Genomic DNA, 2717 nt, shown 5'->3' on the forward strand with positions numbered 1-2717 from the left:
TACCGTGCGTCCAGCAAGATGCTCGAGAATCTCGGTCATATCGCCAGCATCCTTTCGACGGCGCGGCGCGCGGCGACAGCAATTGCCGGATCGACCGTCACCTCGTGGCGGTTTTCCTCGAGTGCCGCGCGGATATTGGCAAGGGTGATGCGCTTCATGTGCGGGCAGAGATTGCAGGGGCGAATGAATTCGACATCGGGATGGTGCACGGCGACATTGTCGCTCATCGAGCATTCGGTGAGCAGCACGACGCGCGCCGGTTTCTGCCTGCCGACATAATCCGACATGACAGCGGTGGAGCCAGCGAAATCAGCTTCTGCGACCACATCGGGCGGGCATTCGGGATGGGCGAGCACGGTTACGCCGGGATGGTTTTCGCGCAGCTGGCGCACGTCCTCGGCGGTGAAGAGTTCATGCACTTCGCAATGGCCGTGCCAGGCGATGATCTCGACATCAGTCTCGCGGGCGACGTTGCGCGCCAGATATTCGTCCGGGATCATCAGCACCTTCGGCACACCGAGCGATTCCACCACCTGTTTGGCATTGCCCGAGGTGCAGCAGATATCGGAGGCAGCCTTCACTGCGGCCGAGGTATTGACATAGGTGACGATGGGCACGCCGGGATGGGCCTGGCGCAGCAGGGCGATATCCTCGGGCGTTATCGAATCCGCCAGCGAACAGCCGGCGGCGAGATCCGGGATCAGCACGGTTTTCTCGGGGTTCAGCAGCTTGGCGGTCTCGGCCATGAAATGCACGCCGGCAAGCACGATGACATCGGCATCGACCTCGATTGCCTTGCGGGCGAGCGCCAGGCTGTCGCCGACGATATCGGCCACGCCGTGGAAGATCTCCGGTGTCTGATAGTTGTGCGCGAGAATGACGGCGTTGCGGCGGCGCTTGAGCTCGAGGATCGCGTCGACGTCATTTTCGAACGTCATCCATTCGGCTTTGGGAATGACGCGGCTGACGCGCTCGTAGAGCGAGGATGCGGAAACAGGATAATTCATGACCGGCTCCTAATTATGCTCCAATTGAGCATATCATAGGCAAAGAGATATTCTCACGGTGAGCATATGTCAATTGCGGGAGAGCGGTAATTTCGTTCCTGCCAGCGCCCGTTCTTCGAGCACGGTGTGGCGAAAGCGGAAAAGCTTGGCCGGCCGGCCGCCGGTTTCGCTTTCCGTGCCGCCGGTTTCCTCGACCAGTTCCTGCTGTTCGATGAGGCGGCGGAAGTTCTGCTTGTGCAGCGTCAGCCCCGCCAACGCCTCGATGGTGCGCTGAAGCCTCAGCAGCGTGAAGCTCTCCGGCATCAGCTCGAAGACGACGGGGCGGTATTTGATCTTGGCGCGCAGTCGGGCGATTCCGGTTGCGAGAATACGGCGGTGATCGGCAAACATTGCCAGGCCGAGATTGGCCTCCGCGCCGCATCCGGCTTCCGAGACGAGTCCCGCCTCGTAAAGCAGTTCATAGCGCTGCAGGGCCAAATCCTCGTTCCAGCCGCCGCCATCGAGGCCGAAGGTGAAATCCGCCCGGCGATGGCGATGGTCGCGCCTTGCCAAATCGGCATCGGCCCAGCTCCTCAGGCGCGCCATGATCTCGTCAAGCACGGCTGGCCGGCCCTGCCGGTGGTCTTCCCAGGGGAAATATTCGTACCAGCCGTGCCATCCCGGCCGGCCGGCACCCGACTGCTCGTTGACGAGGCCGAGATAGCTGATCGAGATCGTCCGCCCGCCTGGGATGTCGTTGTTCCGGTCGCGGTCGGCGAAGGTATAGAGCTGTTCGAGATAGCCGACGGGGTGTTCCGTCTGCTCCTGCACCCATTCGCGCAGGCCCGATTGCAGGGTGCGATGACCCATTTCGAAAGGCCCCGACGGCAGCGCATTGCCGGAATGGATGGTCAATACGCGCGGCTCGTCCCCCGTCACCGCGACGAGCACCGCAATCAATTCCGCATGCGCAAAGCCGATCGTCACAGGGGACTGAATACTCCGTTCCGAATGAATCGAACGGATAATTCCTGACACAGGCCGGGACGGAAGCCAATGGAGCGGAAGCGCCTTTGCGGCGCTTCCCACATCATCGACGCAACAGAGCGCGTTTGCCCTCAGCTATTGCCCGTCTCGCTTTTCAGCCGCTGCAGGAAGATTTCCAGTTCCGCGTTGTCGATACCGACGAGATGGCGCTTTTCCGGATAGGCGCCGGTCCTGACATCCTCGGCAAATTCCGTAAAGGCGGCGATGCGCTCGCGCTGCAGCCGGTCGTGTTCGGCGGCAAAGTCGCGATAGATCTTGGCGTGGCGCGGATAGTGGTCGCGATTGGCGCCGAGCACGTCGTCGGCGAAGAGATATTGGGCGTCGCAGCCGCTGCCTGCGCCCATGGAGATCATCAGCATCGAGGTGTTGCTGCTGATGGCGGCGGCGACATCCCCTGGGACGACTTCGATTTCGGCGGCGAAGGCGCCGGCCTCTTCCAGCGCCTTGGTCTGCCGCCAGATCTCGGCGGCACTCGCCGCCGTCTTGCCGACGGCGCGGAAGCCGCCTGTCCAGGTCGCCTTCGAAGGGATCAGTCCGAGATGACCGCAGACTGGGATACCCTCGTCCCGCATGCGCCGGATCGTCTGCAGGCTTGCGGCGCAATAGACCGCGTCGCCGCCTGCCTTCAGCGCCGCAAAGGCCGCACGCAGATAGTCCTCGGCCGAGACATGGTCGCCATATTCG

Annotated in this window: 3 protein-coding genes; all 3 read right to left on the bottom strand. The window is 62.5% G+C overall.

What is annotated here, in order from left to right; all coding sequences use genetic code 11:
* Positions 1-35: 35 nt before the first annotated feature.
* A complete protein-coding gene (nadA, locus tag AC1D1Z_RS35990; protein WP_018246204.1) occupies positions 36-1007 on the bottom strand; it encodes a quinolinate synthase NadA in 972 nt (323 codons plus the stop codon).
* A gap of 69 nt (positions 1008-1076) precedes the next feature.
* Positions 1077-2075: an NUDIX hydrolase gene (locus AC1D1Z_RS35995; RefSeq protein WP_183619967.1), complete on the bottom strand. Its 999-nt coding sequence runs from the start codon at positions 2073-2075 to the stop codon at positions 1077-1079.
* A 29-nt stretch (positions 2076-2104) separates the two neighbouring features.
* The coding region (locus AC1D1Z_RS36000) for a 3-methyl-2-oxobutanoate hydroxymethyltransferase (protein ID WP_477853581.1) at positions 2105-2717 on the bottom strand (613 nt) is incomplete at its 5' end.

It is taken from the genome of Rhizobium sp. P1_E1 (genome assembly GCF_056406015.1).